Annotated in this window: 32 protein-coding genes and 1 pseudogene; 10 read left to right on the top strand and 23 right to left on the bottom strand. The window is 70.3% G+C overall.

Features of this window, described 5'->3' with window-relative positions:
* Positions 1-106: 106 nt before the first annotated feature.
* Complete coding sequence (locus ACZ51D_RS40180; RefSeq protein ID WP_465665239.1) at positions 107-367, top strand: hypothetical protein; 261 nt, start codon at positions 107-109, stop codon at positions 365-367.
* Here ACZ51D_RS40180 and ACZ51D_RS40175 read toward each other — a convergent pair.
* The 6 genes from ACZ51D_RS40175 to ACZ51D_RS40150 all read right to left on the bottom strand — a co-directional run bounded on the left by ACZ51D_RS40175 (position 343) and on the right by ACZ51D_RS40150 (position 3713).
* On the bottom strand, positions 343-576 hold the full coding sequence (locus ACZ51D_RS40175) for a hypothetical protein (RefSeq protein WP_465665237.1): 234 nt from the start codon (positions 574-576) through the stop codon (positions 343-345). The genes ACZ51D_RS40180 and ACZ51D_RS40175 overlap by 25 nt on opposite strands.
* 157 nt (positions 577-733) lie before the next feature.
* A complete protein-coding gene (locus tag ACZ51D_RS40170; RefSeq protein ID WP_465665235.1) occupies positions 734-1417 on the bottom strand; it encodes an SEL1-like repeat protein in 684 nt (227 codons plus the stop codon).
* 5 nt (positions 1418-1422) lie between these two features.
* Complete coding sequence (locus ACZ51D_RS40165; protein ID WP_465665233.1) at positions 1423-1839, bottom strand: hypothetical protein; 417 nt, start codon at positions 1837-1839, stop codon at positions 1423-1425.
* Positions 1840-1964: 125 nt separating this feature from the next.
* On the bottom strand, positions 1965-2399 hold the full coding sequence (locus ACZ51D_RS40160) for a hypothetical protein (protein ID WP_465665231.1): 435 nt from the start codon (positions 2397-2399) through the stop codon (positions 1965-1967).
* 211 nt (positions 2400-2610) lie between these two features.
* Positions 2611-3417: a hypothetical protein gene (locus ACZ51D_RS40155; protein ID WP_465665229.1), complete on the bottom strand. Its 807-nt coding sequence runs from the start codon at positions 3415-3417 to the stop codon at positions 2611-2613.
* Positions 3418-3422: 5 nt separating this feature from the next.
* Entirely contained in the window at positions 3423-3713 is a 291-nt protein-coding gene (locus ACZ51D_RS40150) for a hypothetical protein (protein WP_465665227.1), read from the bottom strand.
* A 147-nt stretch (positions 3714-3860) separates the two neighbouring features.
* Between ACZ51D_RS40150 and ACZ51D_RS40145 the strand changes: the two genes are divergently transcribed.
* Entirely contained in the window at positions 3861-4418 is a 558-nt protein-coding gene (locus ACZ51D_RS40145) for a P-loop nucleotide/nucleoside kinase family protein (RefSeq protein ID WP_465665225.1), read from the top strand.
* Between the two features lie 27 nt (positions 4419-4445).
* Here the strand turns inward: ACZ51D_RS40145 and ACZ51D_RS40140 are convergent, their stop codons facing one another.
* The 7 genes from ACZ51D_RS40140 to ACZ51D_RS40110 form a co-directional block, all read right to left on the bottom strand.
* Positions 4446-5105 carry an HAD family hydrolase gene (locus ACZ51D_RS40140; protein WP_465665223.1) on the bottom strand — a complete coding sequence of 220 codons (660 nt, stop codon included), beginning with the start codon at positions 5103-5105 and terminating at the stop codon, positions 4446-4448.
* Between the two features lie 104 nt (positions 5106-5209).
* The gene (locus tag ACZ51D_RS40135) at positions 5210-6517 is read right to left on the bottom strand and encodes a thymidine phosphorylase (protein ID WP_465665221.1); all 1308 of its coding nucleotides are present in this window, start codon (positions 6515-6517) and stop codon (positions 5210-5212) included.
* Complete coding sequence (locus tag ACZ51D_RS40130; protein WP_465665219.1) at positions 6514-7815, bottom strand: PLP-dependent aminotransferase family protein; 1302 nt, start codon at positions 7813-7815, stop codon at positions 6514-6516. The genes ACZ51D_RS40135 and ACZ51D_RS40130 overlap by 4 nt, the downstream gene beginning before the upstream one ends.
* Positions 7812-8705, bottom strand: a complete 894-nt coding sequence (locus tag ACZ51D_RS40125; protein WP_465665217.1) for a TauD/TfdA family dioxygenase — start codon at positions 8703-8705, stop codon at positions 7812-7814. Before ACZ51D_RS40125 ends, ACZ51D_RS40130 begins: the two co-directional genes overlap by 4 nt.
* Positions 8706-8737: 32 nt before the next feature.
* Complete coding sequence (locus ACZ51D_RS40120; protein WP_465665215.1) at positions 8738-9997, bottom strand: glycosyltransferase family protein; 1260 nt, start codon at positions 9995-9997, stop codon at positions 8738-8740.
* A complete protein-coding gene (locus ACZ51D_RS40115) occupies positions 9988-10731 on the bottom strand; it encodes a glycosyltransferase family protein (protein WP_465665213.1) in 744 nt (247 codons plus the stop codon). Before ACZ51D_RS40115 ends, ACZ51D_RS40120 begins: the two co-directional genes overlap by 10 nt.
* Positions 10728-12113 (bottom strand): aminotransferase family protein, encoded by a 1386-nt coding sequence (locus ACZ51D_RS40110; protein WP_465665211.1) that lies wholly within the window; start codon positions 12111-12113, stop codon positions 10728-10730. Before ACZ51D_RS40110 ends, ACZ51D_RS40115 begins: the two co-directional genes overlap by 4 nt.
* 316 nt (positions 12114-12429) lie before the next feature.
* Here ACZ51D_RS40110 and ACZ51D_RS40105 point away from each other — a divergent pair, with 316 nt between their 5' ends.
* The gene (locus tag ACZ51D_RS40105) at positions 12430-13725 is read left to right on the top strand and encodes a hypothetical protein (RefSeq protein WP_465665209.1); all 1296 of its coding nucleotides are present in this window, start codon (positions 12430-12432) and stop codon (positions 13723-13725) included.
* Between the two features lie 9 nt (positions 13726-13734).
* Positions 13735-14292 (top strand): GNAT family N-acetyltransferase, encoded by a 558-nt coding sequence (locus ACZ51D_RS40100; RefSeq protein ID WP_465665207.1) that lies wholly within the window; start codon positions 13735-13737, stop codon positions 14290-14292.
* A 143-nt stretch (positions 14293-14435) separates the two neighbouring features.
* Here the strand turns inward: ACZ51D_RS40100 and ACZ51D_RS40095 are convergent, their stop codons facing one another.
* A complete protein-coding gene (locus ACZ51D_RS40095; protein ID WP_465665205.1) occupies positions 14436-14606 on the bottom strand; it encodes a hypothetical protein in 171 nt (56 codons plus the stop codon).
* Between the two features lie 148 nt (positions 14607-14754).
* On the opposite strand from ACZ51D_RS40095, the gene ACZ51D_RS40090 reads away from it, so the two are divergent.
* Complete coding sequence (locus ACZ51D_RS40090; RefSeq protein WP_329921350.1) at positions 14755-15381, top strand: DNA topoisomerase IV subunit B family protein; 627 nt, start codon at positions 14755-14757, stop codon at positions 15379-15381.
* 51 nt (positions 15382-15432) lie between these two features.
* On the opposite strand, the gene ACZ51D_RS40085 is transcribed toward ACZ51D_RS40090, so the two are convergent.
* The 5 genes from ACZ51D_RS40085 to ACZ51D_RS40065 form a co-directional block, all read right to left on the bottom strand.
* On the bottom strand, positions 15433-15747 hold the full coding sequence (locus ACZ51D_RS40085; RefSeq protein WP_465665203.1) for a hypothetical protein: 315 nt from the start codon (positions 15745-15747) through the stop codon (positions 15433-15435).
* Positions 15748-15816: 69 nt separating this feature from the next.
* On the bottom strand, positions 15817-16242 hold the full coding sequence (locus ACZ51D_RS40080) for a hypothetical protein (RefSeq protein ID WP_366111078.1): 426 nt from the start codon (positions 16240-16242) through the stop codon (positions 15817-15819).
* A 70-nt stretch (positions 16243-16312) separates the two neighbouring features.
* Positions 16313-16789 carry a hypothetical protein gene (locus ACZ51D_RS40075; protein ID WP_329921346.1) on the bottom strand — a complete coding sequence of 159 codons (477 nt, stop codon included), beginning with the start codon at positions 16787-16789 and terminating at the stop codon, positions 16313-16315.
* A gap of 67 nt (positions 16790-16856) precedes the next feature.
* Positions 16857-17435 carry a DUF6262 family protein gene (locus ACZ51D_RS40070; RefSeq protein WP_329921345.1) on the bottom strand — a complete coding sequence of 193 codons (579 nt, stop codon included), beginning with the start codon at positions 17433-17435 and terminating at the stop codon, positions 16857-16859.
* Positions 17432-19126 (bottom strand): tyrosine-type recombinase/integrase, encoded by a 1695-nt coding sequence (locus tag ACZ51D_RS40065; RefSeq protein WP_465665245.1) that lies wholly within the window; start codon positions 19124-19126, stop codon positions 17432-17434. Before ACZ51D_RS40065 ends, ACZ51D_RS40070 begins: the two co-directional genes overlap by 4 nt.
* A 252-nt stretch (positions 19127-19378) precedes the next feature.
* Here ACZ51D_RS40065 and ACZ51D_RS40060 point away from each other — a divergent pair.
* Positions 19379-19726 (top strand): annotated as a pseudogene (locus ACZ51D_RS40060) (transposase); the annotation flags it as partial.
* A 127-nt stretch (positions 19727-19853) separates the two neighbouring features.
* Here ACZ51D_RS40060 and ACZ51D_RS40055 read toward each other — a convergent pair.
* Positions 19854-20894: a pentapeptide repeat-containing protein gene (locus ACZ51D_RS40055; protein WP_465665200.1), complete on the bottom strand. Its 1041-nt coding sequence runs from the start codon at positions 20892-20894 to the stop codon at positions 19854-19856.
* A gap of 247 nt (positions 20895-21141) precedes the next feature.
* Here ACZ51D_RS40055 and ACZ51D_RS40050 point away from each other — a divergent pair, with 247 nt between their 5' ends.
* Positions 21142-21276, top strand: coding sequence for a hypothetical protein (locus tag ACZ51D_RS40050; protein ID WP_465665198.1), 135 nt, complete (start codon positions 21142-21144; stop codon positions 21274-21276).
* A gap of 406 nt (positions 21277-21682) precedes the next feature.
* Here ACZ51D_RS40050 and ACZ51D_RS40045 read toward each other — a convergent pair whose 3' ends face one another.
* Genes ACZ51D_RS40045 through ACZ51D_RS40035 form a run of 3 tightly spaced genes read right to left on the bottom strand, consistent with a single transcriptional unit; the run spans position 21683 to position 24207 of the window.
* On the bottom strand, positions 21683-22060 hold the full coding sequence (locus ACZ51D_RS40045) for a hypothetical protein (protein WP_465665196.1): 378 nt from the start codon (positions 22058-22060) through the stop codon (positions 21683-21685).
* A 32-nt stretch (positions 22061-22092) separates the two neighbouring features.
* Positions 22093-23409: a competence protein CoiA family protein gene (locus ACZ51D_RS40040; protein WP_465665194.1), complete on the bottom strand. Its 1317-nt coding sequence runs from the start codon at positions 23407-23409 to the stop codon at positions 22093-22095.
* Positions 23410-23439: 30 nt separating this feature from the next.
* Positions 23440-24207 (bottom strand): 3'-5' exonuclease, encoded by a 768-nt coding sequence (locus ACZ51D_RS40035; RefSeq protein WP_465665192.1) that lies wholly within the window; start codon positions 24205-24207, stop codon positions 23440-23442.
* Here ACZ51D_RS40035 and ACZ51D_RS40030 point away from each other — a divergent pair.
* Genes ACZ51D_RS40030 through ACZ51D_RS40020 form a run of 3 tightly spaced genes read left to right on the top strand, consistent with a single transcriptional unit; the run spans position 24184 to position 26416 of the window.
* Positions 24184-24888: a replication initiator gene (locus ACZ51D_RS40030; RefSeq protein WP_465665190.1), complete on the top strand. Its 705-nt coding sequence runs from the start codon at positions 24184-24186 to the stop codon at positions 24886-24888. The two genes, ACZ51D_RS40035 and ACZ51D_RS40030, sit on opposite strands and share 24 nt — an antisense overlap.
* On the top strand, positions 24885-25070 hold the full coding sequence (locus ACZ51D_RS40025; protein WP_392216423.1) for a helix-turn-helix domain-containing protein: 186 nt from the start codon (positions 24885-24887) through the stop codon (positions 25068-25070). The genes ACZ51D_RS40030 and ACZ51D_RS40025 overlap by 4 nt, the downstream gene beginning before the upstream one ends.
* On the top strand, positions 25070-26416 hold the full coding sequence (locus tag ACZ51D_RS40020) for a tyrosine-type recombinase/integrase (protein ID WP_465665188.1): 1347 nt from the start codon (positions 25070-25072) through the stop codon (positions 26414-26416). The genes ACZ51D_RS40025 and ACZ51D_RS40020 overlap by 1 nt, the downstream gene beginning before the upstream one ends.
* The last annotated feature ends 55 nt before the right edge of the window (positions 26417-26471 follow it).

Here is a 26471-nt window from a genome sequence, read left to right as displayed (position 1 = left end):
CGGTGATCATGAAGCGTAGAGAACTCCATGATCGGGCGAACCGTGCCTGCCCTGCTACTACCGATTAGCTCGGCACCTACTGGCGGACGCCCTTAGATACGGCTCCATGGATGATCTCCGGCGCGGAGTGCCGACCGAGGAGAGTAAGGCTGCGCAGGACGCCCTGGCCGATCTGCGTGACGACTATCGTGCGGCGTGCCTCGCCGCGTTCTTGGCCTGCAGTGATGCGGAAGTCCGCCAGGACCTCTCCCTCGGGATCAACCTAGACCCGGCCGCCTACCCTGACCATCTCCAGCCCAGCCACCAGCAGGCGAGAGACATCATCATGGCGGACCCCGAGCACTACGGCTGGGTGCTCCAGCGGTAACTGTCACAGGCTGGATACCCGTCCCGGAGTTGTTCAGAGAAGCCTGCGTCCGATGCCCCGTCCTCATCGTTAACCCCACCGAACGCCCCCGCCTTGAAGAAATCCGCGAAAACCTTCGCGATCGAATCGCCGAAGCCGAACGGGAAGGCTGGCTCGGCGAAATAGAGGGACTCAAAACTAGTCTCGATGCCGCCGAAGAGAAAATCCACCAACTGGATGCGAGGCTGCAGCGCAAGGAATCACCCGTCTTTATGGGAATCCCGACCCTCAACCAGATCGTTGTCCGCACCAGCGACGCTCAGAGTCCCTGAGCCGCAAGGCTGACCGGCTCCCGACCCTGTCTGGGAGGCCGGTCGGCCAACCTAGCTATTGCCAGAAGAATCGCCGGCCGCCCGACTTCTTCTTCTCTTCGCGGGCCAGCCGTCGAGCTTCCTTCTTCTCGAAAACCGCCTGGCGCGACTTGGCGACACTCAGCAGAGTCCTGGCCAAGGGGGCCTCTTCCTCTACTGCCTTCTCAAGCCAGACGATAGCCTGCCGAAATTCCACGGCCTTGTCTACGTCGGCACTTTCGTCTCTAACCTCCTCGTCATCAAGAGCCCGCTTTAGATGGTAATCTCCAAGCTCCACTGCAGCCTTCTTGTGACCCAGTTCGTGGGCTTGGCGATAGAACTCGATCTTTTCTTCACCTGAGGACCAGTTGGCAACCAGCCAGCAGGCCTCGGGGTGTCCCGCTCCGGCTGCAAGTCGTGCCATTGCTTCCCCCGCCTGGAAATTGGCGGAAGACCAGTAGAACTCGTGCAAAGCCCACATGGCACCGACATGTCCGGCTTCAACTGCCTTCAAGAGGAAGTGCTGCCCATCGGCAATCTCTCCGGCACCGAGCTTGAGGGCGCCATAGCGATAGAGCTCATCCGCACCCATCTCGGGCGAGCCGCCTGGCCCGTAGTAGTTGTGTGACACCTGGTTGAACTGGGTGCCAGAGTATTGGTTAAAGGCGGCTCCGCCATTCTGGGCTGTGACATTCTGTTCGGCTGAACGTTCCTCATTCATCGCGCTCAGCCTCGGTTGATGGTGTTGTGCTGAGTCCCAGATCCTTGGTTGAAAACCACGGCGTCACCACTCGCGGTGACGTGCTGGTGGATTCCTACCGTGTCCTCGGCGCCCTCGCCGGATGCCTCGTCGATGATCGACTTCAAGTCGTCGAGAAGTTCGGGATCGCGAGTCAGCGCGCGCCTAAACCTGCTCCGCCACTCAGCAATCACCTCGTCACGAGTGCCGTCGCCCTCGATAGCATCGAGAAGCCGCTGACGAGACTCGTCAAGTTCTTCCACTACCTCGGTCGTGTCGCCTTCGCGCGGACTGAGGATGCGCGCAAACCGATCCCGCAGAGCCGTCCATGCGTCTCCCAACATGACGTTGATCAAGGACTGGGCCGCCGGTGCTACCCACTGCGCGACGTCAAGTCCACTCATGTTGCCCTCCGTTGCATCGCGATTCGGCGTCCAGTGCGCGGATCAGATGGTGCGTCAGCTGGGCTGCATCCTAGACGGAGGCCGCTTAAACGTGGCACGGAACGAACGATGCGGGAGGGCAGGGGCTACGCGCGGCCCTTCGTTAGTTCGGAGAAGTTGATCACAAGACCGTCGTAGACCGATGTCCAACTTCCCGACGTGGCACGGCACTTCGCATCGGTCGATACGGACTGCCCATCGCGCTTCAGGATGACCTCGCGGGTATCACAACCCTGGCCTTGCATGTTCCAGTGCGGGAACCGGTCCCGACTGTACCCCGTCATCGGCCGCGGCTGGGCGACCGTCAGTGCAGCGAGCTGCGCCCTGGCTTCGGCCGCCGAAGAGGGCTGAGGGCCGGGCCACACCAGGATGCCCGCCGCGACGGAGGCCGCGGACGGGGCAGGCTTCGCCGCCGTGCCGGGCGCAGTCGGATGCGAGCACCCACCGAGCAACGAGACCGCAAGGACCGCCGTGCTCACGCCGACCGCGGCGCCCCGGAATGCCTGAGGGAGGATACGCACGGCGACAGCCTGCCCACCTCTGCACCTCGTCATCAAACCGGCGCGCCGCGCGTGGTCGGAGCCGGGAACCGACGGTCTGGACCACCAGGCCCGGCAACACCACCGTGCCGTCGGAAGACCGCGTGCTGAACGGTCCGGCCTCCGTCGCGGCGGGCACCCTGGTGTGGCCCGGCCCTCAGCCCTCTTCGGCGGCTGCTGCCGGTCGGGCGGGTCAGCCGGGGTGAGAGCCGAGGGCCAGACCGGCTTCAACTGCCATGGAGGTGAATGCGGTTGTGTCTCGCGCTCGGCGCTCGGGTGCACCGTCGTAGGAGGACCGCGCACCTCGGGTCTCGCGGATGCGCAGGGCTTCGGTGACGATCGGCTTCCAACGCGGTTCGAAGGCGGTCATGGCGTACCGGCCGGCACCGCTCTTGGAGGTGAGTTTGCCCGTGGCGAGCAGGTGGTGCAGGCGGCTGACGCCGAGCACACACCACTCGGTGGCCTCGGCGGTGGACGCTTCGTCCGGGTGCTGGACCAGCGACTGGGCGACTGTGCTCCAGTAGCTGGCCAGGTTGCCGTGGCTGTAGGCCCGCAGGGCCGCGTCGTCGGTCCACACCTCGGCCTCGGTGAGCGCCGGGCCGCGCACGGCAACGCCATGGCGGACGAGTTCGTGCCAGGTGACCGGGTTCACGTCGAACCTGCCTGCTTCCTGGAAGACGCCGCCCTGGGTGCAGGGGAGGTCCGGGCACGACTCCGGCGGCCGGGCCAGGTCCTGGAGCGGGAGGTGGAAGCCGTCGAAGTCCGGTAGGGGGCATTGCTCGCGCACGACCTGGTGGGCGGCGGCGAGCGCGGCGGTCGCGGCGGCGTCGGGGGTCCAGGCCAGCACGGCAACGTAGTCGATGTCGCTGTGACCCGGGTAGAACTCGCCGAATCCGAGGGAGCCGTGCAGGTAGAGCCTCTCCACCAGGCCGGGGGCGGAGTCGTCGATGGCGGTGAGGAACGTGGTCGTGGTCCGGCGAACTTCCGGTGGCAGGGTCATCTGGGTCAGTTCCGGTCCAGGTCTTCGATCATGGAGACGACGACCGCGCCGACCTGGACGAGTTCCGCTCGCATGGCCTCCCGGTCGGCCGGTTCGGCGAGGGCCTCGAACACCTCCTCGATGAGGATGGGCCGCCAGGTCTTGCGTCCGTGGCGGGCGGCCCGGTCGCAGAGGTATTGCAGGAGGCGCCGGACCAGGACGAAGCCGCGGTGGGCGCCGGTGGGGTGGTGCTGGTCGCCCCAGCGGGTGCGGATGGCCTCTTGCTCGGCCGCGATGTCGGCGTAGACGGATCGCATGGGTGGTCCCTGTCTGGTCATTATCGGGCGGAACCGGTCGCGCGGGTGCGCAGGCGCGCACGCGGAGACACGGGGGAACCGGGCGACTACTGTCGAGCGTCGGTACAGCACTGTGGGATCGTGGGACTCCGGAGAGGAACCAAGATCATGAGTGAGCAGCGCACGGTCGTCTGGCTGAACGGGCCGTTCGGCGGCGGGAAGACCACGCTGGCCAAGGAGCTGAGCCGGCGGTGGCCGGACGCGATTCTCTTCGACCCGGAGGTGGTCGGCGCCACCGTTCAGCGCTTGGTGGAGACGCCGACCGGCGACTACCAGGACCTGCCGGTGTGGCGCGAGCTGGTCGCCGCCATGACGATCCGGATGCTGGGCGAGTACGAGCGCCCGCTGATCGTCCCGATGACCCTGGTCGTCCCCGAGTACCTCCGGGAGATCCACGGCGAGATCCGCGCCGCGGGCGCCCGGCTTCACCATGTCTTCCTCAAGACCCCGGCCGAGGTGCTGGGCGCCCGGATCGACGCGCAGTCCTTCACCCCGGACGATCCGGCTGCGGATGAGGAGACCCGGGTGTGGCGCCGGGCGCAGATCGAGCGGTGCGCGGCGGCGGTGGACCTGCTGCCCGGCGACACCGTGCTGCTGGACGGTGTGCTGCCGACGGCGGAGCTGGCCGGCCAGGTGCTGGAGCTCGTCGGAGCGCCCGTCCGGTAGGTCGCCGGGCCGCAGGCCTTGCACGGCTCAGGCCGCCGGGGTGAGTGCCGGGGCGGCGGTGATGGGGATGCCGAGGCGGGTGAGGGCGGCGGCGAACGCCTGCGGCCCGGTGAACAGCTCGGCGCGCAGCCCGGCGTGGAGGGCTCCGGCGATGTAGGGGGGCTCGTCGTCGGTGAAGAACAGCCGCTCCGGCGGCAGGCCCATCGCCTTGGCGGCGGTGCGGAAGGCGAGCGGGGCCGGCTTGTCGACGTGGAGTTCGGCGGTGGGGAAAACGTAGTCGAAAGCGTCAGCGATGCCGTGGTGGGTCAGGTCGGCCCGGAAGGCGTCGGTGGTGTTGGACAGGACGCCGACCGGGACGTGGCGGCGGGCCTGGACGAGGAGGTCGAGCATGACCGGGTTGGTCTCGCCCCGGTCGGCGCGCCACGGCCCGATGGCGTCCAGGGCGCGGGGGCCGAAGGCGGCGGTAAGGCGTTGGGCGACGTCGTCGGCCCACTGCTGGTCGGTGAGCACGCCGAGCTGGGCGAGCCGGTAGCTGGGGTGGCGGTAGGCGTAGGTGTCGAAGGTGCCGGCGGGCAGGTGGGCGAGCTGTTCGCCGCGCCGGGCGCCGGTGTCGCGCCAGTGGCGGAACAGGCCGTCCATGTCGACCAGCAGGCCGTCGACGGCGGGGCGGTTGGCGGTGGTGGGCACGGGTGCCTCCTTGCGGGGCGGTGGTGCGCTGGTGTCGGGGGTGGTGCCTTTCCTCGGGCCCCGGCGGCCGGAGCATGCCGCCGGGGCCTGCTTCGCTGGGTGGGTCAGATGGTGTGGTGGATGAGCGGCGGCGCGGCGGCGGGCCCGTCGGCGACCGTGAACGCGGCCGCGGCGCGCTCCAGCAGCACCACCTGGTCGTGGACGGTGCGCAGGTGGAGTTCGGCGACCGGGTCACCGGCCCGGACCGAGTCGCCGACCCGCGCGCGCAGCTGGATGCCGACGGCCGGGTCGACGGGGCTGTCGGCCCGGGCGCGGCCGGCGCCCAGTTCGGCGGCGATGCGGCCGAGCTCGTCGCCGTCGATTCGGTGGACGGTCCCGCCCACAGGAGCGGTTACGGGCACGCGCACGTCGGCGGCCGGGAGCAGGGCGGGGTCGTCGATCTGCCGGACGTCGCCGCCAAGGTGCTCGACCCAGAGGCGCAGCGCGGCCAGGGCGCTGCCGTCGGCGAGCGCGGTGTGCAGGCGGTGGCGGATCTGGTCGGTGGTGTGGTCGGGCCAGGCCTGGGAGGCGATGAGCTCGGCGAGGGCGAGGGTCAGGTCGGTGAGGCCGCGGACGTGCCGGCCGGACAGGACGTGGACGGCTTCGGCGACTTCGAGGGCGTTGCCGATGGCGTAGCCGAGGGGCTGGCTCATGTCGCTGATGACCGCGCGGGTGGGCAGGTGGGCCTGGTTGCCGATGTCGACCATCAGGCGGGCGAGTTCCAGGGTCTGGGCGGGGTCGGTGAGGACGGCGCCGGGGCCGGTCTTCACGTCCAGGACGCAGGCGCTGGCTCCGGCGGCGAGCTTCTTCGACATGATTGAGGAGGCGATCAGGGGGATGGAGTCGACGGTGCCGGTGACGTCGCGCAGGGCGTAGAGGGCGCCGTCTCCGGGGGCGAGGTGGTCGGACTGGCCGGTTAGGCCGATGCCGGTGGCGGCCAGGGCCTTGGTGAACTCGTCGGCGTCGGCGGGCAGGCGCAGGCCGCTGATCGCCTCCAGCTTGTCGACGGTGCCGCCGTGGTGGCCGAGGGAGCGGCCGGTGAGCTTGCCGACGGGGATGCCGACGGCGGCCAGCAGCGGCACCAGGACCAGGGTGGTGTTGTCGCCGATGCCGCCGGTGGAGTGCTTGTCGGCGACGAACGGTGCCAGGGCGCGCAGGTTGAGCTGCTGGCCGGTGGCGGCGAGGACGCGGGTCAGGGCGGTGGTGTCCTCCAGGGTGAGGCCGTTGCAGGTCACCGCCATAAGCCAGGCGGCCAGCTGGTAGTCGGGCACGCGGCCTTCCAGGTAGCCGGTGACCAGGCTGGTGATGGCGGCCTCGCCCAGCGGCCGGCTGGCGCGGGTGGCGGTGATGCAGTCGAGGGCCGGTGCGCTCACGCGAAGCTCTCCTCTATGTAGGCGGCGACGTCGGGGTCGCGGTGGAGCTGCCAGCGGCCGGTGCGGGCCGCGCGAAGGTCGGCGATGTCCGCGGCGATGGCTGCGGCGGGCCGGTAGTCGTGCACGGCGTCGGCGATCAGCTCAGCGACCTGGTCCATGTCCTGGACGGTGAGCCCGGCGCCGACCGCTTCGGCGGTGCCCAGGCGCAGCGCCGGGGTGCCGGCCAGGCCGGGGAGGTCAGTGAGCACGTTGGTGTGGATGCCGGCGGCGGTGAGGCGGTGGTGGGCCTCGCGGCCGTCGACTCCGGCCGGGGCGGTGTTCAGCCACAGCTGGTGGGTGGCGGTGTAGCCGCGGTCGGCGGCCTCGGGGACCAGGTGGTGCTTGTGGAGTGCCTGGCCGAGGGCTTGGGCGGCGGCGATGACGTCGGTGGCGTATGCGGCGGGGCCGGCGGCGAGGAAGTCGGCGGCGGCCAGGCCGAGCGCGCAGGTCGGGGCGAGGTGGTGGTTGGAGACCATGTCGTACTGGGCTCGGGCGAGGGTGTCGGTGAGGTCGTCCCGATTGGTGGCGACCATGCCTTTCTGCGGGCCGGGGAAGGTCTTGTGGGTGGAGCCGCCGAAGGCGTGCGCGCCGGCGGCGAGCGGGTTGGGCAGGGCGCCGCCGAAAACGAGGCCGAGGGTGTGCGAGACATCCGCGTACAGCACGGTGTGCTCGTCGGCGGTCCGGACGGCTTCGGCGACGGTGGCGACGTCGGCGGGGAACAGGACGTGGGACTGGTCGAGGTAGACCAGGTGCGGGCGGTGGGTGGCGACCAGGTGGTGGAGCAGCTCGGGGTCGAGGGTGTGCGGGTCGGGGCCGGTGGCCTGGTGCGGGGTCAGGCCCAGGCGGCGGGCGAGGGAGGCGGTGGCGTAGTGGCCGCCCTGGTCGGGGTGGACGGTGAGCACCGGCGTGCCCGGCTGCCCGCCCCACGCGGACAGCACGAGGGTCATGGCGTGCAGGCCCGACAGCGGCCGGACGTTGACGTGCCGGGCGCCGGTGAGCAGGCGCAGCAGCGGCACGGTGAGGCCGGTCTCGGCCTCGGAGGCGGCCTGGGCGGCCGGGAATACCCAGCCGTCGACAGCGCCGCTGGTGTTGAAGAAGTAGCGGCCGCCGGCGTCGCCCGCCAGCGCCCAGCGGGCGAGTGGGGAGGCGCTGTTCTCGGAGGGGATCAGGTTGAGGGTCGCGGTGGCGTGCTGCTGCTGGCGGGCCAGGGCGGCGACGGCCGCCCTGGCGCCGGACAGCGCGCCGAGGTCGGCGCTCACGCGGCGGTGTCGCGGGTGAACAGGCCGCGCAGCATCCGACGTGGGGCGGCGGGGTCGTTCAGGTAGACGGTTCGGCCGTGGCACAGGCGGCTGTTGGCGAAGATCAGGCCCTGCCCGGCGGCGAGGGTGAGCTCGGCGGCGTACGGGGAGCCGGGCTGCGCCATGGCGTCCATTGCCTCCAGTGCGCGGTCGAGGGCGGCGTCCTGGCCGGGGGCGGGGGTCCAGGTGTCGTTGCCGTCGCGGCTGTAGCGGGTGAGGAGCTGGCCGTCGACGACGGCGAATGCGGGGCCGGTGGTCTGGTCGGTGGAGCCGTTGACGCTGGCGGTACGGGTGAGGACTCCGGAGCCCATGAGCGTCTCGGCGGCCTGCGGGTCCTCGCCGACGAGGGCCCAGAACGCGGCGGTGGAGTTGAACAGGGTGGAGACGCCGCCCTGGGCGGCGGGACGGGCGCACAGCAGCACGGAGGTGCGCACGGTGCCGATCGGCTGGAGCAGTCCGTCGACGTGCAGGCCCTGGCCGTTGGCGGAGACGGCCGGGTGGGCGACGCCGTCGGCGGTGGCGGTCAGGGTGGAGACGCCGCTGCTGGCGACGGTGACGGCGCCGGGCCGGCGGTAGATCGGGGGGACGAACGGGTCTCCGAGACCGAGCCGGGCGGCGAGGGCTGTCAGGTTCTGCCCCGTCGGCTCCTCGGTCACGTCGACGACGGCGAATCCGGCCCGCTGGACGCGGCGGGCCAGCAGCGCCGCCTCGCTCCGGGTGAGCTGGTAGGAGCCGAAGTGGAGGGGCTCGGGCAGGTCGGCGGGGAAGGCGGGCAGACCGGGCCGGCCGGTGGAGGCGGCGGCGGCGAGGAAGGCGTCCAACTGGCCGGACGCGAAGGCGACAGGGCTCACGGTGTTCTCCGATTCGATCTGGTGGGACGTGGTCAGACGAGCTGGAGCGGGGAGTGCGCGAGGGAGGGCCGGCGGGCGAGGATCTGCGCCACCGCCTCGTCGCGTCGGCGCCGGTCGGCCCAGGTGGCGGGGCGGCCGTCGGTGAGGGCGCGCAGCAGGGGGCCGGTGTTGGCCTCGATCCGGTGCAGGGGGCGTTCGCGTTCGATCGCGTGCAGGCAGGCGGTCAGCTGGTGGTCGTCGCGGGTCAGCGCGGCCATGGCGTCGGCGACCTGCCGCACGTCGCGGGTGTCGACGGCCAGGCCGATGCCCAGGCGGCGCATCCAGTCACCGGACGCGCCGTGGGAGTCCACCACGACCGGGGTGCGGTAGAGCAGGGCGTCGCGCAGCCGCAGCCGGTGGCACAGCTCGTTCTCGACGCCGGGTCGGCCGAGGCAGACCAGGGCGCGGGTGGCGAGCATTAGGGAGTCGCGGTCGCTGTGGCGCAGCGGGCCGGGGTGCAGCAGCACGAGGTCCTGGAGGCCGTACTCCTCGATGGCGCGGTGCAGCCGGGCGGCCTCCAGGATCTGCTGGTCGGGCGGCGGCGCGTAGAGGAAGCGGGTGCGCACGGGCATGCCCTCGTCGCGCAGCAGGGCGGTGGCCCGGCAGACGGCCTGGGTGTCGTAGAAGTCCCAGATCCCGCCGGACCAGCAGAACTCGACCGGCTGCGCGGTGATCGGGGTGGTGGCCAGGACGGCGTCGGCGCGGGCGCCGAACCCGATGAGCAGGAGGGAGACGAGGTGGTCCAGGGTTCGGGAGCGGGCGTGCTCGGCGGGGGTGAGGCGTCCGAGGGCGGCCAGCGTCGCGTACAGGCCGGCGCGCTCCACGTCGGAGCGGGCCAGGAGGTGGTCCGCGGTGACGACCTGCAACAGGTACTGGTCCATCACCTCCTGGTAGGCGTCGGCGGGGTCGGGGGCGTTGCGCAGCCGGTCGTAGTCGAGCTGCTCGACCGGGACGCCGGTCTCGGCGATCAGCAGGCGGCCGGTGGTGTGGGCGTGGAGGATGACGCGGGTGTCGGCCTCGGCGCCGGTCATCACGGCGTCGCTGGTCTCGACGACGGTGCGCCAGGTGTCCTCGTCGAAGACGGTGACCCGCACGCGGTCGCTGCTCCAGGTGGTGTCGGAGCCGGGCGGGCAGACGAGGTGGACGTCGATACCGGCGTCGGCGAGCGCGCAGGCGAGCTCCCAGAAGCGCAGGCCGATCCCGCCGATGTTGTCGCCCACGGTGTACGGGCCGGTGAAGGCGGTCAGTCGCACGGCGCGGTGTCCTTCCAGTGGCGGGTGAAGGCGGTCCAGGTTCCGAGGTCGGTGAACGGCGGGCAGTCGATGACCGGGGCGCCGGCCAGGGGGCCGGTGCGGAAGTCGTCATCGGTCAGGCGGTGCTCGGCCGCGGCGTGCAGCTGCTCCAGCACCTGGCGGGCGGAGGCCGGCTGGAAGCCGAAGCCGAACCAGACCCGGTCGAAGGCGCCGGTGGGGTCGGGGCCGGGCTTGTCGGCCAGGGCGGTCAGCCGCCGCAGGCCGCCGGGGCCCGGTTCGGTGGCCAGTGCCCCGTCGACGGCGATCCGCCGGGGGTCGTCCTCGGGTGCGGCGAGGAAGCACGCCGGGCTGTCGGCCAGCGCCGCGAGGGCGGAGTCCAGCAGGCCCGGCGCCGGGTCGGCGAGCACCTGGTCGGGCAGCAGCACCAGCACCGGTCCCGGGCACCAGGGCAGGGCCGAGCGGATCGCCCCGGCCAGCTCCGGCAGCGCCGGATCCTGCTCGACCACAGCGACCGGTGCGACGCTGCGCTCGCGCACGTACCGGGCGGTGGCCTCGCGGCCGGGCGCGGTGACCAGAAGCAGCCGGACGTCGGCGGCGGTCTCGTTGACGAGGCGCAGCACGGAGTCGATCGCCACCAGGCCGGGTCCGGCGGGGAGCAGCTCCTTGGGGAAGGGCAGGCCGAGGCGGCTGCCCTTCCCGGCGCAGGGCAGGACGACGGCGGGGTGCGCGCTCACCGGTGCTCGTCCAGGGCGAGGGCGGCGCGCTTCAGGGAGTTGGCGATCCGCTCGGCCTGCTCTTCGCTGAGGACCAGGGGCGGGGCGAGGGTGACGGCCGCGCCTTGCAGGCGGGCCAGCACCCCGTCGTCGTGCATCGCGGTGTCGACCTGGGCGGCCTGCTCCGGGGTGTCGAACTCGACGGCGAGCAGCAGCCCGACCCCGCGCACGTCGTGCACCGTGGGCAGCTCACGCAACTTGGTCAGCCGCTCCAGCAGCAGCGCCCCGGTGAGGGCGGCGCGCGCGACCAGGTCCTCGCGCTCGACGGCGTCCAGGACGGCCAGCGCCCCGGCGCAGGCGGTGGCGTGGCCGCCGGTGGTGAAGCCGTGCCGCAGGCCGCCCATCAGCGGGTCCGCGGAGAACGCCTCGTAGATGCTCTGGCGGACGGTGACGGAGGAGACGGTGGCGTAGGCGGCGCCCAGCCCCTTGCACAGGGTCACGATGTCCGGGGTGATGCCGTGGTGCTGGTAGCCGAACCAGGCCCCGGTGCGCCCGATGCCGGTCATCACCTCGTCCAGGACCAGCAGCACGCCGTACTCGTCGCACAGCTCGCGGACCCGTCGCAGGTAGCCGACCGGCAGCGGCCACACCCCGGCCACGCCGAGGACCGGCTCCAGGACGATCGCGGCCACCGTCTCGGGGCCGGCTGCCAGCAGTGCCTGCTCGATCGCCTCCGGCCCGGGCACCACACAGGTGCGGTGCGGGCGGCGCGCCGCACACTCCGGGCAGCGCGGTGCGGGGGCGTGGAGGAACCCTGCGGGCAGCGGCTCGTTTCCGGCCCGCGCCGCCGGGATCTGCGACATCGCCACGGTGGCCAGCGTGGAGCCGTGGTAGCCGTCGGCCAGCGAGAGGATCGTGCGCCGGCCGGTGTCGCCGCGCAGCGCGTGGAACTGCCGGGCGACCTTCACCGCAGTCTCGTTGGCCTCGGACCCGGAGTGGCAGAAGAACGTCCGCGACAGCTCCGGCTCCCCCGTCAGGCCGGCGATCCGCCGGGCAAGCTCGATAGCGGGCACCGTCGCGGCCTGGGTCAGGGTGTAGGTCGCCAGCCGCTGGGCCTGGACGTGCATCGCGTCGGCGACGTCGGTGCGGCCGTAGCCCAGCGCAGCGTTGAACATCCCACTGCGGGCGTCGAGGAAGGTGCGGCCGTCCGCCGTGGTCACCTCGCAGCCCCGGCCGCCGGTCACCACCATGGCCCCGCGTCCCGCCTTCCCGCACGGCGACCACGAGTGCCACAGGTACTGCTCGTCGTCCGCGAGCAGGCGCGGCGGGCGGTTGCTCGGAGGCGGCGGCAGCTGCTGTTGCTGTCGGCGGAGCTGCCCCGGGATCTTCTGTGATGTGGGCATGCCAGTCCCTTCTCGGGAAGGTGAGACTGAGAGAGCTGAGCCGGCCGGGCTCGGATCGGCCGTGGGCCCGGCGTCCTCGCCAGGGTGGAGCGCGCGGGGTCTGACGGGGACTCACCGGCAGTACGGGTTTGCCGGACCGCGGTGGATCCAGGAAACCGACGCCAGCGGCGCTGAAGCGATGTCAGACGGCTGGAAATTTGGATGAAGAACACGGCCTTCATTCGAATTTCCATGGCGGCGGCACTGTTGCGGAGAGTGCCCTTGTCGCTACCGTCTGGGTGTCGGCGCGGTGCTCGTGGACTCCGAGGGGGCGGTCATGGGCCAACCGAACAGCACGTTCCGTAGGCTCCGCGAGGTCGAGTGGGACATGAGCCGCAGCGAGGCCGCCGAGTTCCTCGTGCGCGAGTCGATCAAGCTCGGCGACCCGGTCCTTCTGGTAGCCAGGACGATCGCGACCTGGGAGGACGGCGACACCGCCCGGCCGCAGGCCCGGTACTGCCGTCTGCTGCACCGGGTGACCGGCCGCACGGCGGAGGAGCTCGGCTTTTCACCTCCCGGCCGCCGGGCAAGAACGAAGGCGACGCCGGACACTGACGAACAACGCATCAACGGAGACGACATGCGCCGACGCAGCATCCTCCTGGGCGCCGGGGCGGCCGTGCTCGCCGCCACCGTCCCGGATCCCGATACCTCCCGTCCAGCCCTTGGCCGCGACCACCTCGAAGGCCTCGCGCGGACCGAGCAGGAACTGTACGCCGAGGACCGCGACCACGGCTCCGCCGACCTCGCCGGGCGGGCCGCCGAAGCCCTCCACACCGCCCACACTTGGCTCGCAAACGGCAGGTACAGCGAAGACCTGGGCCGCCAGCTCCACACCGCCACCGGCATGCTCTCGGTGGCCGCTGGCTGGCTCGCCCTCGATGCCGAACGCCCTTCCGACGCCCGCTCCCTCTACACCGAGGCCCTCGCCAGCGCCCGCCAGGCCGACGACCCAGGCCTGGAGGCCCACGCCTGGGCCTGCCTGTCCCTGCTCGCCCACGCCACCGGTCGGCCGCGCGAGGCCGTCACCACAGCCCAGGTGGCGCAGCGCGCGGCCGCGGGGCTCGGCTCGCCCCGCTGGCTGTCTCTGCTGGCCATGCGCGAGGCCCGCGGCTGGGCTCTCCAGGGCGACCGGTCGCTCACCGAGCAGGCGCTGGTACGCGCGTACGGTCTCTACGCCAAGGGTCCCCGGGAGTGCGACCCGGACTGGCTCGCTTTCTTCGTGCCCGCCGAGCTGGCCGGGCTGGAGTCCCTGTGCCGGGCGGACCTCGGGCAGCACGACCGTGCCGCAGCCGGCGCCGAGCAGGCCGTGATGCTGTTCGCCGACGGCCACCCGCGCAACCGCGCCCTGTACACCGCCGACATCGCCGTCCACCACGCCCGCGCACCCAAACCGGACCTCGACGCCGCCGTCGAGGCCGGCCACCAGGCGCTGACCTACCTGCCCGACGTCCGCTCCGGGCGCCTCGTCCGCTCCCTGCGCGACATAGCCAGCACCCTGCACGCGCACCGGACGGTGCGGTGCGTCGCCCACTACCTGGACGCCTACCGTGCCGCCGTCCCTGCAGCCTGAAGGGCCACCATGAACACCCCCGACATACCGCTCGTCGTCCGGCGCTACGGCCCGAGCGACGCCGCCACCCTGCTCGACACCCTGGCCGACGTCTGGGCCGAGGCGCACGCCGGCCACGACGACGTCGCCCGCGCCGGGTTCACCCCCGAGACCCTGCGCCGCCAGATCAGCGGGCACGCGCGGCACGAGGAGTTCACCCTCGTCGCCGCGTTCGCGGCCGGGCAGATCGTCGGCTTCGGCTACGGCTTCCGCTGCTCCCCCGCCTACTGGTACGGCGAGCAGTTGCTGCCGCAGGTCACTCCCGAGGAGGCGCGCACCACGGACTCCCTCGCGGGCATTTGCGAACTCGCCGTCCGCAGCGGCTGGCAGGGGCGCGGTGTCGGGAGCCGCATCCACACCGCGCTGCTGGAGGCGCTGCGCACCGACTGGGTCTCCCTGCTCGCCATGCCCGGCGACCACCCCGCCCAGCACCTCTACCGCCGGCTCGGCTACCGCTACACCGGCCCTTACCAGCCCGGACCCGACGCCCCGGTACTCGACCTGCTGCTGCTGCGCACCAGCACCTGAGCCCGGGGCCCGGCATCAGGACGTGCCCAGGGGCAATCGGTAGCACTGCGGCACCGATGTGGGCGCGCGAGGCCGACGCCGCCCAACCGGTTCCGGCCGGGCCTGGCGTTGGACCGGCCGGGACCGGCGGGGGCGGAGGCCCGCTAGATGTGCCGGAATCCTCGTGCGGGATCGCGGGCGCAGTCGGGGTCGAAGGGGGTGAACCAGTCGCTCAGGCCGAGGTTGACCATGCCGAGCATCTGGTTGACCTGGCTGCCGGGGTCTTCGATGCCGTCCATGGAGGCGTCGAACAGCATCAGGACGTCGTGGTCCAATTTACCGACCGCAGGAGCTCGGATACCGGCTCTGAACTGCGACGATTCATAGACTACATGTCCGTGACGGTGCCTCACCCTGTCCAAGATGCCGCGCCCGACGGAACTACCGAGAATCGCTCCTCATCTGGGCAGTAGCGTGGGGCGCATGGCGGAGAACACATATGACGCGGCGGATATCCGAGTGCTGGAGTTCGACGACGCCGTGCGCGCGAGACCTGGCATGTACTTCGGGGTAGGCCGGGAGGAACCGATGCTGGCCAGTCAGGTGCTCTGCCAAGTGATAGGTCACGTGCTCCATCCGGCCCGCAGTGTTGCTCCGTCCCACTCGCTGCGCGCCGTCGTTGAAATCTCCGCTGACCTCGCATTCTCGGTGACAGATGATCAGGCCGCTCCGCTGGACGAACAGAGGCGACCCCGGCTGGGTTACTACGGCTCTCTGCTTGGCGTCGATCGATGGCTGAGTGCGGCTGCCGCGGCCGTGAGCTCACGCGCGGTCGTGGAGGTGTGGCGAGAGGGGCGTGGATTTCGCCAGGAGCTCGTCCGTCTGCGGCCCACTGCGGAGCCTGAGGAGTTCGGGGCCCCGCCCGGCTCCGGAACCCGGGTGGCCTTCGAGTTGGACCCGGAGTACTTCGGCGCAGGAGCGGCCATCACCGCTGACCTGGGGGCGTTGGACCTGCATGGCCCGTACTGCACCGAGGACGACGGACCGGGATACATCGTCTTCCGAGACCACCGTAACGGCAGCGACCGGACCGAAAGCCATCGACGCTAGGCCGATGACCGGCTCAGGTGCCCAACAACCAGTCCGACCCGGTTCTGCAGTTCAGCGGGGACGCAGTTCGATCTGCGCGCGTGTAGCCGCCCAGACACCCTCGAACTCCTCGACCGACAGCCACTGGGGTTCATGCCCTTCCCATTCCTCGAAGGGCAGCTCTGCGGTCAGCCCGTACTTGGCTTCGTACTCCGCGAGACGGCGGGTCTCCTGGGCGTGTATCCACTCATCGAGGGACGCCGCCGTTAGAGGAGTCAGGCCGGGTCCCTGGAGCTCGATCTGTCGAGTCACTTGGCCACTGGCGTCGAGTTCGAAATAGAAGCAAATGCCTTCTTCATCCCAGTAACAGCGGAGCCACTTCGTCACCCGACCACGATAGGTCTCGCCTGCGACAAGGGCCGACCCGGCTCCGCGCGTGCCTGTTTCCGAGGTTCGTCAAGGCTCTGAGGGCGCGTCGACGGCTCCGGCGGAGCGGAGCGCGCGTCCGAGGTCGCCGACGAGATTGCGCGGGTGACGGCGCCACCACCACATGTCGTCGGGATCGAAACGGCTGATCCGGTGGAATTGCGCCAGGGCCTGGCCGTCGTCGAAGACGGTCGCGGCCCGGAAGCGGTCGTCGAGCTCCTGGATCCGCTGATTCCAGGTCACGAGCACGTGCCCGGGCAGGAGAACCCACGCCTCGTGGAGCCAGTTCCGGCAGTAGAGGTCGTTGGTGTACTCATCGATGAAGTCCTCGTAGCCGTTCTCAACGGTCCCGACGAGCGAGGCCCACTGGTCGACCATCTCGGTGACGGTGAACGCCTTGCGCCAGCCGCGCCCGTGCAGCGCCTCGCCTGCCACTTGGTCGTCCTGGGGCTCCATGCTGGGATGTTCGCATGGCCTCGGCTGGTGCGGCTACTGGCTTTCCCAGGCTCCGAGACCGAGGGTCTGTTCAGGAATCGCGCCCGATTTGACGCGTCCAGACTGGGAACGGCGGCGGCACGGCCTCCGCCCGGTCCTGGCCACCGGACTCGAATGATGTGAGTTCGGTCCACGGCACCGAGCCGGGATCACTGTCGTCGAGGAAGCTGGTAATGATCGGTTCGAGCGTCTCGGTCGGCACGTAGGTGCCACCGAACGGGAGCGATTCCGGGGGCTGGGAGGAGGTCGAACAGCGCAGTTGTCCGGCTTGTTCATCGTGCCAGACGTAGAACGTGGCGGTTCCGTGCAGACCGAGGGCCCGGATGCGGTCACGCAACGCCCTCGCGGTGCTCTCGAAGGCGGCAGCCACCTCTTCCACGGACAGCGTCGCCCGCTCCTCGGCGTCGGCGCCGAGGAGCCAGGTGTTGGTCTGCGACTCGGTCGCCTGGTTGCCCGGGTCTAGGATCAGGGGTTCGTCCGCGACCTCTGCGATGAACGTCAACAGCATCGGCCAAGTGTGCACTACGGCCGGTGGCCGCCCCACCGGGGGTGCGACGGCCACCGGTCAAGTCGGATCAGCCCGCCGGAGTCGCGATCTGGGCTTCGAGGTCGGCGACGCGGCGGTCCTGGAAGCGGAGGTTGGAGCGGGCGGCCTTGAGGCGTTCGTCGAAGGACCGGTTGTCGGCGGTGAGCTGGCGGACGCGCTGCTTGAGGGTGGTGTTCTCGGTGGTGATCCGCTGGATGGCCTCCTGGGTCCACTCGGCTTCCAAGTCGCGGACCTGTCCGAGGAGTTCCCCGATGCGGGTGCGCTGGGTGAGGATCTCGGCGTGGGCGGCCTTGAGGCCGTCCTCAGCGTTCAGGGCCCGCTCGCGCCAGGTCGCTTCGCGTGCCTCGTCCTGGTCGGTGACCATCTGGGTCCGGCGTTCGCCGGCCTCCGCCATCGCGGCGGCGACTGCGGCCCTGGCGTCGGGGTGGTCGTAGAGGAAGGTGCGGGAGACGTTCGCGCGGCGGGCGACGGCGGCGACGCTGACCTGGGTCTTCTCGCGGCGGAGCCGGGTGATGGCGTCACGGACCCGTCCGAGGGCGGCTTCGGTTCTGCAGTGGCGGGCGGCCAGGGCCGCGGCGGTGCGCGGGTCAGGGACAGTGGTGGTCACGCGCATTGCTCCTGATCATCGGTGGTGTCGTCGACCTGGTCCTGTTCGTCGTCGGCGGCCTGGGCGAGGTCGGCGGCGCGGAAGGCGGTGGACCAGACACGGTGGAAGTAGTCCTGGGGTTTGCGCAGGTCCAGGGCCAGGGCGTCGTCGAGCAGGCCGAGGCCAGCGAGGGCGCTCTCCAGGCCGTCGATGGCGCGGGCGGTGGGTTCGAAGTAGCGATGGAGGTAGTCGGCGGTGGCATCATCGGGGGCGCCTTCAGCCAAGAGCCGCCACTGTTCGCGCTTGCGCCGCCAGTAGAGGAGGTCGGCGCCGGACAGCACGAACTTGTCGCAGTTGTGGCAGTCCAGGTTCCAGGGGCAGGCGCCGCCCTCGACGACGGGCTGGAAGGTGCAGAATCCGCCCTCGGCCGGGGTGCTGCGGCGTGACAGGTCGATCGCCAGGGCCTGGGCCTGCGCGCGGGTGAGCGGGGTGGCGTCCCCGGCCAGGAGTTCGCCCGGTTGGGCGGTGCCGGGGCCGGCGACCCAGATATGCTGGAGCACGTCCTCCAGATCAGTGCTGGTCAGATGCACGTAATGCTCGGCCATGCGGTCTGAAACCTGGCCGAGGTAACGGCGGATGTGGGTCAGCGAGGCACCGGCCCGCAGCAAATTGGTGGCCAGCGTGTGGCGAGCCTGATGGGGGACGAGCTGGCCCAGGTCGAGTTCGTTCACCCAGTCCCGGAAGCCGCGGTTGAACCACGTGTAGGACAGCGCGGTGGTGCCGGTGGGGTTGCGGACCTTGGTGGCGAACAGGGCCAGCCGGGCCCGTTCGCTGCCCGTCGGTCGACGGCCGTGCCGGGCGACGAAGCGGTCCAGCGTCTTGCGCTGGCGCTCGGCGAGCAGGTCGTAGAGACGGTCCGGGATGCGGATCGCCACGTCGTAGTTCCCGACTTTGGTCTGGTCGTGCCAGAACATCGCCAGGCCGCCGTAGCGGCCGATGCAGTCCCAGCGCAGTTTCACGACCTCGCCGACGCGCCGACCGGTCACCACGATCGTCTCCCAGACGTCCCTCAATCCCAGGTCGTCAGGGTCGTGGACCTCGGCGAGCCGGGTGAGGTTGTCGCCGTCGGCCAGGGCGCGGGCGACCTCGTCGGGGAACGGCCGACGGGCCCGAAGCGTCTCGTTCCCGGCATAGGGCATCGCGATGATGAACTCCCGGTCCAGCGCGAGCCGTTCGGCGGTCCCGTGCTCCAGCGCGTCGCGCAGCAGCTTGCGCACCCCGTTGAAGACATCGGTCCGGGTGACCTGGGTGACCGTCGAGGGCTCCCCGGCCAGTCCCTTCATCACCAGCGACGGCAGGCCGTTCTGTTCACGGTGCCGCTGGTCGGCGACGAACCGAGTCATGTGCTCCACCCGCAAGGCAGATGGGTCGTGGCCGCCGCTGGTGGCGTCGACCTCCAGGAACGCGCTGAGCTCGGTGCAGGCCCGGCGGATGCCGTCGATCGGCGCGGCGGTGCGCGGGCGGCGGGGTGAGCTGATCAGGTCGGCGGTGTAGTCCCAGAGCAGGTCCCGCAGCCAGCGCTGGGAGATGGCGGTGAGGTCGATGTGGCTGGCCCGGGCCGGGAAGCGGATGCCGAAGTGGTCGGTCTCGATGAACCCGGCCTCCCGTGCCTGCTGCGGGGTGAAGTAGACCAACCGCAGGTAGTGGAGCATCTTCTTCACGATCGCCGTGTGGAAGCGGGGGAAGCCGTCCAGGTCCAGGTCGGTCAGTGAGCCGGCGTCGCGCTCGCGTGCGAGGTTGACGAGCTTCTGGATCCAGTCCAGCTTCCAGATGCTGTGCCGGTCCTCCTGGGTGTGGGCGAACAGCGCCCACTGGATCTCAGCCCGCAGCAGGGCCGCAGGCCGCGCAGGTTGACCTGCTCCGGCCGCGGTGCCGGGTCAACGGCCGCGCACCAGGCACGGAACCTGGAGGTCCGCCACCGTGCTCACGCCCGAGTCGAGGACCACATCCGCTGCGGCAAGACCACCGGCTTCGGCCGCTTCCCCTCCCGCCACTTCGCCCTCAACCAGGCCTGGCTGGAGCTGTCCCTGACCGCCATCGACCTGCTCGCCTGGGCCCGGACCCTGCTGCTGGACGGCGAGTTGGCCACCGCCGAGCCCAAGAAGCTCCGCTACCGCCTCCTACACGCTGCCGCCCGGATCACGCGCGGAGCCCGCCGCCTATACCTGCGGATCGCCGGCACCTGGCCCTGGCGCCACGAACTGACCGCATCGTTCAGCCGCCTGGTGGCACTACCCCGACCGGCCACCTGACAGACGAAGCAGCCCCTGACCACCCACAACCCGAGGACCCAGGAGCACCCGGCCATCGCGCCGGGCCCTCGGCATGCCCAACGTCCCACGGCAGCCCCACGACCCCCGACACAGGGATCACCCCAGATCAGCCGACGCGAACCGAAACACGGAGGTTAGAGGTTGAGGGTGAATGGACCACGTCACCGCTGAACTGCGCGTGGCGAAAAGAGAGCATGCCGCCGCTGAACTCCGCGCTGTCGAAAGAGATCTCGTCGCTGCTGAACTGAGCGTTGTTGAAGAAGACCATGCCACCGCTGAATTCCGCGCGCGAGAAGTCGACAACGTTGAACTTCGCTCTGTTGAAGGAAACCGCGCCGCCGCTGAACTTCGCCCCGCCGAAGAGGGCACTGTTGCTGAACTGCGCGCCCCCGAAGACAACCGTGCTGCCACTGCTGAACTTCGCACCCGAGAAACTTACCATATCGCTTCTGAACTGAGTGTTGTCGAAATAGACTCGGCCGTGGTCGAACTGAGCGTCGCTGAAGGTGCCCCAGGACATCTGCGGCAAAGTCGAGCGATTGAACTGGGTGCTGCCAAAGGAGATCTCACCACCGTTGAACTGTGCGCCGTTAAAGGAAACGCGACCGTTGAATTGCGCTTGATTAAAGGAAGCCGTGCCACTGATGAACTGCGCGTCGCCAAAGGAAACCGTGCCCCGGAAATAAGTATTGGCGAAGTCGGCGCCGTCGAAAATGGCGCCGATGAAGTTAAAATCGCAATCCGACCAGGACGTGCTCTCTTCGGGGTATGTAAGATGGGCGGCAATGACTCCGATAATAGTGTGGCGGACTTCGCGTTCTCCTTCCTTGTGCTTATCCGAGACTGGATCGGGTTCGTAGGGCATGCGGAGGTAGGCACACAGGACATCGATGCAGACCTGCCGTTGTTCCTCCCAGTCGTCGGCAAGCCGGGCCATGGCGTAACCACCGGCCAGACGCACGGCGGGTTTGTCGTGACCGAGTTGTTCGGCAGCAGTGGTGTAGCGAACGGCGAGCTGGTCGGCGTCGGCACAATGGGCGTCGCCCTCGGCGATTCGTTGCTTCCGATACGCGTACACGCCGGCGAGGACGGCGCCAACCAGGGTCAGTATGGCGATGCTGGTTTTGATGACGTCCGAGACGTCCACGGAACTTAGGAGGCGTTGCGTGGCTGGCTACGGACGCGATCAGACCGTAGACCCGCCGGTAGATCGTGTAGCCGATGAACCCGGCCGCGAGGATAGCGAGGGGTGCCGCGATCCAGACTGACCACAATTTTGGCGCGTATCGGCCACTTGGAGTCCGCCGTCGCTGGTTCCGCAAGGGTGTGCCCGTCACGTCTTGAGCATGTCCAGGACTGTCCCTCATCAAGATCGAAGACGGCCATCTGGCCGAATGTCGAGAACGGTGACGGCGGAGCGGGTGAAGGTGAAGCTCGGGGTCTGGATCTCCAACACGAAGACCCGCCGGGCCGAGCTCACTGGCGGGCACCTCGACCGGCTCGCCACGCTCGGGCTCGACTGGCGTTGACCTGGCCCGGGCCTGCCCGCAAGAAGGGCCAGGCCGCCTCTGCCCGCTGCGTGGGAGGAACGGCGGCGGCCTGGAGGCCTTCTGGGGCCGCCTGCGCGCCCGGCCCCTGCCCCCACTGCGAGCGGGCAGCACCAGCCGGACAAGAGAGGAAGAAGCCCGCCGCAGGCGCAACGAACCCTCACCGCCACCGTCCCACCCAACCAGCCAACCGCCACCCAAGCCAAGGACCGGAAGGGGAAGGAGAGGGTTGTCGGGGTGGTGAGTTTCACCTTGCAGACCACTCACCACGGCCGCTTACCTGGGCTTTCGTCCGGAATCCGGGCGTGGCGGGCGGGAGGGGTCGGCCACTGGTTGGTGCACCGGTTCACACCACCGGTTGTCGCACCTGCAGTCTGTTCCGGTTGGGTTAGTCGGATGCCGGGAAGTAGAAGTCGATGAATTCCGCGCCGCCGAAGTGGATGCAGAGCCCGCTACCTGAGGCACAGAAGTATTCTTCCTGAAGCGCCCACGCGATTAGTTCCTCCAACTGGGTGTCGGTGGCGCCTTGAGAGTGTTCCTTGACGATCTGGCAGGACCATTTCGGTGAGAGGACCTGGGTAAACAGGCGCAGCCTGGGTGCGTCTTCGCTGTCGGGTGGTGCTTGATAGCCGATCCGGGCCCGGGTGTAGAGCCCGAGGCCGCCTTCCTCTACTTGTTGCAGGACGGTGGTTGTGGGGATTCGGTTTGTCAGTTCGCGTTCTGCGTCTGAGAGGGCTTGGCTGACGCTTGCGGGGGGCTGTGCCATCGTCTTCTCCTTGTCGTTGGTGCGAGGCGTATTCAGATGCGGTCCAGGCCGGTGATCCTCCGCGCCATGCGGCTGATGTCGCGGGGGTCGACCTGTTGGACTCGAACGGACACGGATGCGTGCTGAGCGGGGCGGTTCAGCGCTTGGCGCTGGGTGGGGGTCAGGTTGGCCAGCGGGGTGTCCACGAGCAGGGGCCCGTACCGGGCTGGGGCCTGGTGGGCGTCGGGGGCGAGGACCCGGTGTAGCGCGATCAGGTCGGCGTCGCAGCGCGAGCACAGGCGGAAGCCGGCAACGGGCGCGAAGTCGGTCGTCAGCGCGTAGGAGTCGCTGGCCTCGCCGCAGCCGCAGGCTGGGGTCTCGGAGCGGTGGAAGAGCTGCCAGCCGTAAGCGAGGGCCGTGAGCGTCGCGGCGCGTGCCAGGTCTGCGGTGATGGTCCATACGATCGGGTCTGGACAGCTGCTGGACGTGTCGTGGTATGGCGCGGCGAGCTCCAGTGCCACCACGGTGCCGTGCAGGACTGCGGCCAGGACGTGTGCGAGCTGTGGCTCACGCCTGGGTCGCCACCATCCGATCCCGCACAGGAACTCGGCCGCGCAGGGGATGGCGCCGGTGTCGTCCCCGTACCCGGACGGGTCCTCCCGGTGGTTGTACTGGGCGTGGGTCTGCAGGACGCTCCACGACGTTTCCCAGGGCAGGGGGACGTCGGGCCCTTCCTGCTGCCAGCGCTGTCCGCGGCCGCTGGTGGGATCCCGGTCGTGGTAGCCCTCGCAGGCCACCGCGCGAAGGCCGGCCAGGGGCGGGTGGGCGAGCCGGCGGTGGCCGTCGACCACCGCCCAGCCGGCTTTGTCCTGGCGGACCTGCAATGAGGGGACGGCGAGCAGCCAGGGGACGCGTGTGGTGGTGACCCAGCAGCTGTCGACGCCGGCGGCGGCGTAGCGGCGGGTGCGCATTTCGATGTCGGCGGTGGTGATGGGTGAGAGCTGGGCTTCGAGGGCGAGGCGGCGGCCGTCGGGGGCGGTGGCGAGGACGTCGGCGCGCCAGCCGTCACCGGGGGCTTCGACTGCGGCGTGCCAGCCGGCGGTGCGGGCGGCGTGGGCGAGGGCGTGTTTGAGGTGGTGGTGTTCGAGGCTCTCGCCGGTGCTGGGGCAGTGGGGCTGGGCGGTGTTGTGGGCGAAGAACCGCAGCCCACGGTGGGAGGTCTTGGCGTGGACGGGGCCAGCGCAGGCGGGGCACCGCAGGCTGGGGCGGGGCTTGGCTCGGTGGACGGTGTTCCAGTGGAGGCCCGCGCCGAGGTCGTCGATGGTGGCGTCCAGGGTTCCGTGGCTGGGATGCAGGGCGGTCAGGGGCACGGGGTTCTCCGACGGGGCGTTCCGGGGCCGTTACCGGGGGGCGGGGCCGAGCCTGGCCCACGGGTCGTCGTGCCCGGGTCGCGCGGTGTTCGGGGTATCGGTGTTCTGGCCGGCGGGGTGGTCGTCGATCCAGGCCAGGCTGCCGCGCTCGAGGTGGTGGCGGGCGCGGGTGATGGCGACGTAGGCCAGGCGGGCCTCGGAGCGGGAGACGGGGCCGGGCTGTCCCGTGTCGGTGGGTTCGGGCTCGGGGAAGTCGTCGGCGATGCGCACCGAGGGCCATTCCCGGCCCTTGGCCTTGTGCGCGGTGGAGATCGTGACGTCCGCGCTGTGCTCGTCGCCCAGACGGTCCAGGAAGCCGAGGATCTCCTCGTGGCCCAGGTCGTCGACCAGCTCGACCCAGGGCAGCAGATCGCGCCCTGCCGGGTCGTTTTCGGCGTATTCCTGCAGTTCGCCCCAGGACTTGAACAGCAGCAGGTCGTGGTGGTTCGTCCTCTTGCCGGACTTGAGGTCGCGTGCGGCCAGCGCCAGTTTGCGCAGGTCGTCCCCGCCGCCGGCCATTGCGACCCGGCGTCCGGTTCCCAGGTGGCGGCGGACCTCGATCATCGCTCCGGCGTTGGTGCGGCACAGCACCGCGTCGGCTTGCTCTACGGGCCCGATGCTGGTCCTCGTCTCGTGGTGGCCTGTCAGGCGCAGGGGGGCGTTCACGATGCTCAGCCAGCGGTTGGCCTCGTGGGCGAGCTGGGTGCCGAAGCGGAAGGACTGGGAGAGGTTGAGGTGGCGCCCCGGCGAGCCGGTCATGATGTCGCGGGCGCCGAGACCACCACCGGCACCCTCGACCGCCGACTCCGCTTCCTCGCCGAACTCGCCCAGCACGACCTCACCGACCACGCCCGCCGCATGATCCACACCGCCTGGCACCTCGGCACCCAGCCCCGGCACACTCACCTCCGCTTGCGCCAGTGGGCCCACATGCTCGGCTTCCGAGGCCACTTCTCCACCCGCACCCGCCACTACTCCACCACCCTCACCCACCTCCGAGCCGAACGCACCACCTGGCGCGGCCGCCAAGATGACGCCACCTCTGCCTCGACGCCGCTCGACCCGGCAGCTGTTGGCCGACACGCCGGTCAGGAACCGACCGGTGAGGGCCAGCCGGTCACTGACCGGCACAGTGACCGCGATGACCGCGCTGACCTGGCCGCCGGTCACACCGACCCCGGCCCCGGTCACCGCGCAGGTCACCGCGCGAAGGACGGGCGATCCGGCGGCGCGGACACGACTCTGGTGATCTCGCACTGGCAGTACGCGGGGACCGGCCTTCTGCCCGAACTCGCCCACCTCGCTGAACTCCTGTCCACCACACCGCGCCCCCGGCCCGAGCAACCGAGCCGCCCCCGGCATGCGCGGCGCTCCGGTGACCCAGCCGGTCACACCACCAACCCGCTGACCACCGCCGTCCAGACGGGGGCGATCGCGTGACCGCCGAGGCCGAACTCCTCACCGTTCCCGAGGTCATGGCACGCCTGAAGATCAGCCGCTCCACCGTCTACGACCTCATCCGCACCCGGCGACTGGCCTCGATCACCATCGGCCGCGCCCGCCGCATCCCCGCCCACGCCCTGACCGCCCTCGTCCACCACCAACTCGCAGAGGCAGCCTGATGACCAGCTCCGAAACCAACCCCGCCCCCAGCACCAGCACCAGTTCTCGCAGGGTCCGCGCCAACGGCGACGGCACCGTCTACCAGCGCAAGGACGGACGCTGGGAAGCCGCCGGATACGTCCTCGCCCCCGGCAACACCCGCAAGCGCCTCCGCGTCTACGGCACCACCCGCAAGGACGCCCTCGCCAAGCTCACCGAGAAGATCGCCACCAGCAACCGCGGAGTCCCCGCCCCGACCGCGCTGGGCAGCGTCGCAGCGTTCCTCACCTACTGGCCGGAGGACGTCGCCGTCCACCAACTCCGAGAGAACACCCACACCCGCTACACCGCCTGCGTCAACCGGTACCTCATCCCCGGCCTGGGCAAGAAGAAGCTCGCCAAGCTCGCCGCCAAGGACATCCGCACCTGGCTGAACGAACTCCGCACCGTCTGCCAGTGCTGCGCACGCGGCATCGACGCCGGCCGCAAGTCCGACGCACAGGCCGACCGCCGCCCCCGCTGCTGCGCCATCGGGAAGTGCTGCCGCAAGCACCTCTCCCCGCTGACGCTCGCCTACATCCACTCCGTCCTGAAGTCCGCACTGGAGCACGCCGTGCGCGAGGAAGAGATCCCGCGCAACGTCGCCCGCAACGTCCGCACCGGCACACCCCGACCCCGCCGCTTCGAACCCCTCACCGCCGACGAAGCCCGCACCTTCCTCTCCGCCGCACAGGGCCATCGCCTGCACGCACTGTTCGAACTCGCCCTCCGCACCGGACTCCGCAAGGGCGAACTCCTCGGCCTGCGCTGGGAAGACCTCGACCCGACGGGCGGCACCGCCAGCATCCGCCGCACCCTCCAGCGCACCCGCACCGGCGGCCTGACCACCCTCCCCACCAAGACCCTCAGCTCCGAACGCCGGATCGCGCTGCCCACTCCCTGCCTGCGCTCACTGCGCGACCACCGCGACCAGCAGGCCCAGGAGCGGAAGAAGGCCGGCGGAAGCTGGAAGGAGAACGGTCACGTCTTCACCCGGCCCGACGGCCACCCGATCGAACCCGCCACCCTCACCCGACACTTCAAGGCACTCCTCCGCCAAGCGGGACTCCGGCAGATCCGATTCCACGACCTCCGCCACTCGACCGCGACCCTCCTCCTGGAACAGGGCGTCGAACTCGTCGTCATCAAGGAACTCCTTGGCCACGCCCACATCGGCGTCACCGCCACCGTGTACGCCCACGTCCGGCTTCGCCTTCAGCGCCAAGCCATCGACACCCTCAGCAACGTCCTCCGCGCCCCCGCAGACAGCACCGCCGGCGCCGACGATGGCGGCGCACCACCACTTTGTGCAGCACCCGTCCGCTGACGTTGCCGTCAACTACTGCCGTCAAGACGGCAAGAAGCCTCGCCGGAGCATCCTC

The organism is Kitasatospora sp. NPDC033851 (assembly GCF_055576085.1).
This window is presented reverse-complemented; position numbering and strand designations above follow the sequence as displayed.

Excerpts from the sequence above, each read along its gene's own strand:
- ACZ51D_RS40045 (WP_465665196.1), bottom strand. The coding sequence starts at position 22,060 with ATGGCACAGCCCCCCGCAAGCGTCAGCCAAGCCCTCTCAGACGCAGAA.
- ACZ51D_RS40075 (WP_329921346.1), bottom strand. The coding sequence starts at position 16,789 with ATGCTGTTGACGTTCATCGCAGAGGTCGCGGACGAACCCCTGATCCTA.
- ACZ51D_RS40020 (WP_465665188.1), top strand. The coding sequence starts at position 25,070 with ATGACCAGCTCCGAAACCAACCCCGCCCCCAGCACCAGCACCAGTTCT.
- ACZ51D_RS40065 (WP_465665245.1), bottom strand. The coding sequence starts at position 19,126 with ATGCTCCACTACCTGCGGTTGGTCTACTTCACCCCGCAGCAGGCACGG.
- ACZ51D_RS40150 (WP_465665227.1), bottom strand. The coding sequence starts at position 3,713 with ATGCGATCCGTCTACGCCGACATCGCGGCCGAGCAAGAGGCCATCCGC.
- ACZ51D_RS40080 (WP_366111078.1), bottom strand. The coding sequence starts at position 16,242 with ATGGAGCCCCAGGACGACCAAGTGGCAGGCGAGGCGCTGCACGGGCGC.
- ACZ51D_RS40170 (WP_465665235.1), bottom strand. The coding sequence starts at position 1,417 with ATGAATGAGGAACGTTCAGCCGAACAGAATGTCACAGCCCAGAATGGC.
- ACZ51D_RS40180 (WP_465665239.1), top strand. The coding sequence starts at position 107 with ATGGATGATCTCCGGCGCGGAGTGCCGACCGAGGAGAGTAAGGCTGCG.
- ACZ51D_RS40110 (WP_465665211.1), bottom strand. The coding sequence starts at position 12,113 with ATGCCCACATCACAGAAGATCCCGGGGCAGCTCCGCCGACAGCAACAG.
- ACZ51D_RS40155 (WP_465665229.1), bottom strand. The coding sequence starts at position 3,417 with ATGACCCTGCCACCGGAAGTTCGCCGGACCACGACCACGTTCCTCACC.
- ACZ51D_RS40105 (WP_465665209.1), top strand. The coding sequence starts at position 12,430 with ATGGGCCAACCGAACAGCACGTTCCGTAGGCTCCGCGAGGTCGAGTGG.
- ACZ51D_RS40100 (WP_465665207.1), top strand. The coding sequence starts at position 13,735 with ATGAACACCCCCGACATACCGCTCGTCGTCCGGCGCTACGGCCCGAGC.
- ACZ51D_RS40090 (WP_329921350.1), top strand. The coding sequence starts at position 14,755 with ATGGCGGAGAACACATATGACGCGGCGGATATCCGAGTGCTGGAGTTC.
- ACZ51D_RS40050 (WP_465665198.1), top strand. The coding sequence starts at position 21,142 with ATGTCGAGAACGGTGACGGCGGAGCGGGTGAAGGTGAAGCTCGGGGTC.
- ACZ51D_RS40035 (WP_465665192.1), bottom strand. The coding sequence starts at position 24,207 with ATGACCGGCTCGCCGGGGCGCCACCTCAACCTCTCCCAGTCCTTCCGC.
- ACZ51D_RS40145 (WP_465665225.1), top strand. The coding sequence starts at position 3,861 with ATGAGTGAGCAGCGCACGGTCGTCTGGCTGAACGGGCCGTTCGGCGGC.
- ACZ51D_RS40165 (WP_465665233.1), bottom strand. The coding sequence starts at position 1,839 with ATGAGTGGACTTGACGTCGCGCAGTGGGTAGCACCGGCGGCCCAGTCC.